The following is a 7,339-nucleotide window of genomic DNA, read 5'->3' on the forward strand; positions in this document are numbered from 1 at the left end:
GGGGAGGAGATCGAGCTGTGGGCGAGTCGGATTCGAGCTGTGATGGGAGAATGTGGTCAGATGTTGTTGGTGGAGCTACAGCAGCAGTCAGGTTTGAGTTTGGTGGATGTCTGGTTGGGATTATTGTTGGGGGATACTGGCTGTTTGATTCGCCGTCAGTTGAGTTGTGAGGTAGAATTTAGTGTTGATTTCTACGATCGAGCAGGAATTTGGATCGTTGAGCTAGTCACGTAAACATCGATTGATGTCATTGAGTAATATTAGGAGGCAAGGGCAAAGTTAAGATGTCAAAACAGAATTCAGATAATCCAAGCAAATCGAATCAGTTACTCAAGGCTTTAACTCAACTAGAAATTTCTCAACTAATTAATGCACTATTAGGAGTTTTGTCTCCTGAGTTGCAAGAGCAAGCTATCTCCCAACTTCCGGCAGATACCCAACAAACGGTCAGACAAATTCTCGCTCCATCACGACCTCAAGCATCAACTCAATTTACTGATGCAGAAACAGTTTCTCTGGCAAAACAGGCTGAGATTTGGGCTGGGCTGTGGCGAGAGTGGGATGCAATTGTCTGCGAAGCTTCGGAAGAGGAAGGGAAATATATCGTTCGAGAGGCTGATTGGGAAGAACCTTATTTTGATGCGACTACATTTATTGAAGATTTAGAGAGCGTTGCCAATAAGATGCAGCCTCTCATCAAAACAGCATTTGAGCATGAATTTAGCCCCGAAACCGATTTTGTCACAGCACTTTTGGAGGCAGAAACAGATGTTGCTTCAGGCATTCCAGATTGGATGGAAATTACCGATGGGTTGGATTTAGAACAGCATTTAACTGATTGTGTATTGGCAGGGGAATGGCTAAATATTCAGGAACAAGGACAAGATGCTTTTCAGTTTGTAGAGTGTATTCGCGAGTACGAGCAACAATTTCAGGAAATACAATTAAATAGTGGTACAGTTTTTGCGTTCCTAATTCAGTTGTCCGAAGTAGATCGGCAAATTATCTTAGCAGGATTAACAGCTAACAAAGAAACGACTCTTTGGAAGAGCATATTAGCAAATATACATTCTTGTTGGCAGCAGTTTTATTTGCATTTAATCGAGCAATATGCACCAGATCGCTATTTAGAACAATTAAGAACAACGATTCCGCAACAGTGGCAAAATGGGTTGCCAATTATTGAGGAATTATTGAATGAGCAGAATTATCCAGAAAGTTTGGTGGCGATCGAAGAAACACTCAGTTCATTACTAAAACCCAATCGCAGTGATGGATCTTGGACACCGGAAACCTCGATGCTGGTGGCCATTCCAGGCTTATATTATGATGGCAATCTAGAAAATATAAATACGTTGCTGCGCTACTATCAGCAAACTGCACAGGGATTGAATCAAACCGAACGGGCTAATGCGCTGGAAATTCAACAAATAGGGATCGATCGATGGTTTAATTGGTCGAGGATGTTTGCTGCTTTTGTTGAAATTCCTCTATCTGAAGTTACTCGTCAAGCTTTGTTTACATCCTGGCGAGATTATGTCATTCGTCGAACGAAATCTTATAGTTGGCAAAAAGTCGATAGCTGGTGGCTTTGTTGGTTGATTGAAAGTGTTGACAATCGCCAAAAAGGAGTAAGCTGGTTTCAGACGCAAGTAACTCAATGGATCGATTGTCTACCTGGAGATCGAAGTCAATTAGGCGAGAATTACGATCGACTGCGATTGTTGACTAAAGATTTGATGGAGATCTATCATCAAGGAGAATCTGGCTATCCTCAATTCGATCGAGTGGTGATTCGTCCTCAAGAATTCTCTACTCAAAGTGATGAATCTCGACGAGAGTATCTCAAAGCATCTGTGCCCGATCGTTTGTTCGATCTGGTGATGAATTATTGGCAAGTAAATCTTTACCAATTTATGCCGAAACCGGAGTTAGTCCAGAATGGTAAGTACAGCAAACATGCTCAGTGGATGGTTGCATTGAAGGAAGTATCACAACAAGATTATGAAACTCTCTTGGGGCAGTGGAAAGTGACGCATAAACGCCGAATTAATCTCTGGAAAGCAATGAAACAAATGGGGGTGAGCTAATATGAATGTCCGAGTAACTATTGAGGTTTCAACGCTCCCAACTGCAAGCAATCTAGATAAATTGAGATCGGCAGCATCTGAGTTAACTAATAATTTCAAAAGTATCGTAGTGAGTACAGATGAAGACAACAAATGCTTTGCGCTAATAACTAGTTTTACAATGAAAACAGCCGCTGAATATAAAGTTGTCGATCGAATTAGCAAGGAGTTTAATTTCTGGACATTCGATCTTGAAGGTTATGGAGAGATGATTATTTCATTCCCCAGGCACATAGCTATAGTAACAGATGAGTGAATATCAAGATGAGTGAATATCAATATTATGAATTTCAAACGATCGATCGTCCGCTGACACCAAAAGAACAGGCGGAGATTAAGGGGCTATCTAGTCGGGTGAAGCTGACACCGACTCAAGCAATTTTCCTTTATAACTATGGTAGTTTTCATAACAAGCCAGAAGAGGTATTGACTAAATACTTCGATGCCATGTTTTATATCGCCAATTGGGGCACTTGGCAACTAATATTTCGGTTTCCAAAAGCGATCGTTAATCCGAAATGGTTTCAACCTTACGATCTACCAGATGCGATCGAGATTACCCAAACAGCCAAATATATCGTCCTAAATCTTGAAATCCATGAGGAGGAGGGTTTATCAGGTTGGGTGGAAGGTGAAGGCTGGTTGCCAGAATTGCTACCGTTGCGTGAGGATTTGTTGGGTGGCGATTTACGGTTGCTGTATCTGGTTTGGCTGCGAGTGGCTCCTGCACTGGCGGGAGATGCACTAGATGAAGATCCAGTCGAACCACCGATTCCGGCTAATCTGAGCCAGCTTTCGCCTGCTCTGAAGGAATTTATCAAACTGGTAGAACTCGACTCCGATTTGGTGGCGGCGGCGGCTCTGGAAAGTCCGAATCGAGCAACGGGTGCGGATTCACCGTTGGAAGGTTGGCTATCTGCGCTGACAGAAGCAGAACGGCAAGAATTCTTACTCAAACTCGTTCGGCGCGAACCGCATGTCGATCTGCAATTGATTAATCGGTTAAAAGAGTTGGCTGGAGCGGGGAAATCGACTCCTCAATCAGTTCCAGGACATCGGCGATTATCGGAGTTACAAGAAATCGCCAATACGGTCAAAGAGCAGCGTCAAGAGCGAGAACGAAATGCAGCCAGAAAAAAGCGGACTCAAGCATTAGCAGCACTAGCACCGAAAGAAGCCCAAACCTGGGAGCGGGTGGTAAAGCTGATTGAATTGAAACAGTCTCAACCTTATGATGAGGCAACTGCTTTACTCAAAGATTTGCGCGATTTGGCCCAACAGCAGGGACGATTGCCTGAGTTTAGCAAACGCTTTGAGCAACTCAAGTCGGATTACAGTAGTCGTCCAGCGTTGATGAAACGATTTAGATCGATCCGTATTTGAGAAACTATTATAAACGATCGATTGCTCACCTAATTTATGCGAAACCTGCTCATCGTCGAATCTGCTGGCAAAATTAAGAAGCTTAAAAGCATCCTTGGATCGGACTGGGATGTGAAGGCTTCAATCGGACATATTCGCCAACTCGCTAACGATGGGGACGGTTCGTTAGGGTTCGAGCTGGGTTCAAATACGATCGATTGTCGTTACATCCCCCGTGACGACAGAGCTAAACAAACGATCTCTGGACTTATTGCCGCAGCCAAGCAAGCAGATCGAGTCTTCATCGCCTCAGATCCAGATCGAGAAGGTGAAGTCATCGGCTGGCATATCGCTCAAGTATTGAAACTCAAACAGCCCCAGCGGGTTGTCTATCAGGAAATTACCGAGTCCGCTGTCAAAAAAGCTATTGCTAGTCCTCGCTCGCTCGATATGGCTCTAGTTGAAGCAGGTAGGTGCCGCGATTGTCTGGATAAGCTCGTTGGCTACAAAGGATCGCCCCTAATCTGGCGACTCAATAACGGTGCCAAAAGTGTCGGGCGAGTACAGTCGGCAACTCTCCATCTAGTCTGCCAACGAGAGCGGGAAATTCAAGCCTTCAAACCGCAGGATTATTGGTCGGTATTTGTAGACTATGCCGAAGGGTTCAGGGCATTCTACAATGGCACTGCCCAAGCTATCTCACCAGCAGAAGAGGAAACTAGCGATGATGCTGGCGCGACAGAGAAAGTCGCCGAATCGACGCGCGTACTGAGTCAAGCCGAAGCCGACAGGTTGGTAGAGATCGGCAAATCTCATCCCCATCAAGTCCAAAAGATCGAAGGTAAACTCGCACCTAAAAAGCCTCCAGCTCCATTTATCACCTCATCGCTCCAACAGGCAGCAGGAGCGCGATTGAAGTTCAGCCCCGAACATACGATGTCAGTTGCCCAGAAGCTCTATGAAGCAGGGTTAATTACTTACATGCGGACTGATTCAGTCGAACTGAGTCAGGATTTTTGTACAGCAGCACGGGAATGGTTGTTGTCACACGATCCAGACAATGTGCCCACTAAAGTCTCCAAACAGCGCAGCTCTAAAGATGCCCAGGAAGCCCATGAAGCGGTTAGACCGACCGATCTAACAAAAGCATCAAGCGAACTCAAACAGCAACTCTCAGAGGATGAATTCGCGCTGTATGTGATGATTTGGATGCGATCGATCGCCTCTCAATGCAAACCCGCGCAAATTCGTAAAACCACGATCGTTACCCAATCTGGCGAGATCCAATGGCAAGCCAGAGGTCAAATGCTGGAATTTGCAGGTTACGCTAAATATTGGAAGGATATTAGTGGCGATACCGTATTGCCTAGTTTGCAACCCCAGCAACCTCTCACGGCAACTAACGTCAGTCACGAGCAAAAGCAGACTCAACCACCACCGCGCTACTCCGAGCCGAAACTCGTCCAACTAATGGAACGGCGCGGGATCGGTCGTCCTTCGACTTATGCACCGACTATTGCTACGCTCAAGCAGCGAAATTATGTGGAGTTAGTCAAGAGTAAAGTACAGCCGACGACTATTGGTTTGCAAGTCGATGATTTTCTGATGCAAGTTTTGCCAGAGTTGATTCAATCGGAATTCACGGCTGGGATGGAGACTCAACTCGATGCAATTTCTAAGGGTCAGCAAGAGTGGCAAAGTTATCTGATTGAATGGAACCGGAGCTATTTCGCGCCAGCATTAAGCAAGGCTACTAAGAATCTGCCTGAACAGGATTATGGCTCGTTCCAGGGGAAGGATTTGGAGAAATCGCGCTTGAAATGTCCGACTTGCAGCAAGCCAATGTCCAAAGTACCCACCAAGAAAGTTAAGAAGGGCTATTTTCTCAAATGTGAGGATGGCTGTAAAGATACGGAGGGAAAGGGATTGGTAATGTTTTGGTCGGAGCGAACGAATGAATGGCAGACTCCGCAACCTAAAACCGAGCAGTCATCTCCAGCGAAGCTAACCGAACATCCTTGTCCAGTTTGCCAGAAGCCGCTGGAAGAATACAATTACAGTAAGGATGGGCAAGCAAAATCAATGCTGCGATGTTCGGATGCAGAAGCTAGAACCAAGCCCAAACACAAGGATGTCGCTTATTTTCGGGGGAAAGAGGGGGTGTGGTGGAGTCCGAAACTTGGTAATCTCGGTACTGATGCTGCTAAATCGACCGAGGTAAAAGCACAGTAGTTCGATCGCAATTCTTCAAATCAAACAGGCAACCAAAAGTCAAATGCTACCTCTTCAACAAAACACCATTTCGGAACAAAAAACTACCGAATCACTATGGAAAATCAAACTACTTTTTGATGGTGCTTGCCCGTTATGTGTGAGGGAAGTCAACTTCTTAAAACGCAAAGATGGCGATCGAGGTTTGATAAAATTTATTGATATAGCCGCCGAAGATTACGATCCGGCTGACAACGCTAATATCGACTTTGAGACGGCGATGGGACGCATTCATGCGGTGTTACCGAATAGGGAGATCGTTCGAGATGTAGAAGTATTTCGCCAAATCTACGATATTTTGGGTATCGGTTGGATTTATGCGGTGACTAAATTGCCTGTTATCGGCAGAGTGGCAGATATACTCTATGGTGTTTGGGCTGATTACCGCCTGCTGCTAACTGGGCGTGCTAATCTGCAAACGATCGTTGCCCAGCGTCAGCAACGTCTTAAAGCTAAAGAGCTTTGTGACGATGGCTGTACGATCGACGCTCGGAACAAACGATAGCAAATGATGAGGTTTTTTGCATCCCCTGATTGCATTTCAGACTCAATATGAAAAGTCAGGTTAGCGATCCTATTTTATTACGATTTAGTCAGATCGATCCTCGCCTTATAATCCATCAGATCGTTAAACCGAATCCGGTAAGACTTACCCGCCTTGCGGTGTAGAATCTCCCCCGATTCAATAGAGTTTGGCAATTTCCGAACAGTCAAAGTCAGGTTGAGAACGCAGAGAATAGGAGATACTCGATTTCCCTCTCAACCAACTAGCCACAACGGGATAATCTGGGTATTCTTCCAGCATTTGATGACATAAATCGGAAACGATATCATAATTGGAGCAATTAATTAACGGGATTTTAGCTCCAGTTATCCATGCTCCAGTTGGGGCTTGATAAGGTGGGAGATTGTCTAGATAGACGTGCTTTAATAGTCCCTGAATCTCCTTGGTTTGGTATTTCAAAATAGTCTTACCATCTTGTCGTAACCGCTCTAAACCTTCAGGCGTAAGCAAGTCAATCCAGAGATCGAATTCTTGGGGTAGTAATTGCAATCCGGCGGCAATTTCGCCAGTACCTTCCAATTTCCATTCCCACAAATCGCGGTCTTGAATGTACCTAAATAGATCTGGAATCGGTCGCTCTGGATGAAAGTATTCCCAGCTGATCGTCGCACCAGATCGATTCATGTCGAATAGGGCACCACGTAATCCCAACAAGGCTTCTTGGGCAGTTTTATGATGGTCGAGAGTGACGATTTGGGTGTGTTGTGATAACAGTGCCTCCATCACATGTCGCGGGTAACTAAAGTCTAAAATATAAACTTCCGAACCTGGTTCCATCTCTGGGGGATCTTGTTGATGTTTGACACCGATATATTCAGACTTATCGCCAAACTTCAAGTAAGCAGCAAGGGCACTGCCAAATCCATCGGGACAGTTATTATGGTAAAGGGTATAAATTTTTGACATAATCACATAATATCTGACAATCAATGTCTGTTATTTTTCCAACACTGTAGTGTCCACTTATAAAACAGATTCACCAGACAATTCTTCAGTTGCACCCCAGGTTTCC

Annotated in this window: 6 protein-coding genes and 1 pseudogene; 6 read left to right on the forward strand and 1 reads right to left on the reverse strand. The window is 44.9% G+C overall.

The window, feature by feature from the left end; all coding sequences use genetic code 11:
- From ACEW9J_RS16870 to ACEW9J_RS16895, 6 genes and pseudogenes are all read left to right on the forward strand, one after another.
- A pseudogene (locus ACEW9J_RS16870) lies at positions 1-234 on the forward strand (hypothetical protein); the annotation flags it as partial.
- A 50-nt stretch (positions 235-284) separates the two neighbouring features.
- Positions 285-2,090, forward strand: coding sequence for a hypothetical protein (locus tag ACEW9J_RS16875; RefSeq protein ID WP_373546271.1), 1,806 nt, complete (start codon positions 285-287; stop codon positions 2,088-2,090).
- Between the two features lies 1 nt (position 2,091).
- Complete coding sequence (locus ACEW9J_RS16880) at positions 2,092-2,385, forward strand: hypothetical protein (protein WP_373546272.1); 294 nt, start codon at positions 2,092-2,094, stop codon at positions 2,383-2,385.
- Between the two features lie 8 nt (positions 2,386-2,393).
- Positions 2,394-3,512 (forward strand): hypothetical protein, encoded by a 1,119-nt coding sequence (locus tag ACEW9J_RS16885; protein WP_373546273.1) that lies wholly within the window; start codon positions 2,394-2,396, stop codon positions 3,510-3,512.
- 36 nt (positions 3,513-3,548) lie between these two features.
- On the forward strand, positions 3,549-5,723 hold the full coding sequence (gene topA / locus ACEW9J_RS16890) for a type I DNA topoisomerase (RefSeq protein ID WP_373546274.1): 2,175 nt from the start codon (positions 3,549-3,551) through the stop codon (positions 5,721-5,723).
- Positions 5,724-5,766: 43 nt separating this feature from the next.
- Complete coding sequence (locus tag ACEW9J_RS16895) at positions 5,767-6,267, forward strand: thiol-disulfide oxidoreductase DCC family protein (protein ID WP_373546275.1); 501 nt, start codon at positions 5,767-5,769, stop codon at positions 6,265-6,267.
- Between the two features lie 177 nt (positions 6,268-6,444).
- On the opposite strand, the gene ACEW9J_RS16900 is transcribed toward ACEW9J_RS16895, so the two are convergent.
- Positions 6,445-7,233 carry a hypothetical protein gene (locus ACEW9J_RS16900; RefSeq protein ID WP_373546276.1) on the reverse strand — a complete coding sequence of 263 codons (789 nt, stop codon included), beginning with the start codon at positions 7,231-7,233 and terminating at the stop codon, positions 6,445-6,447.
- Positions 7,234-7,339: the final 106 nt, after the last annotated feature.

The sequence above is a fragment of the Chamaesiphon sp. genome (assembly GCF_041737865.1).
Classification (GTDB): Bacteria; Cyanobacteriota; Cyanobacteriia; order Cyanobacteriales; family Chamaesiphonaceae; genus Chamaesiphon.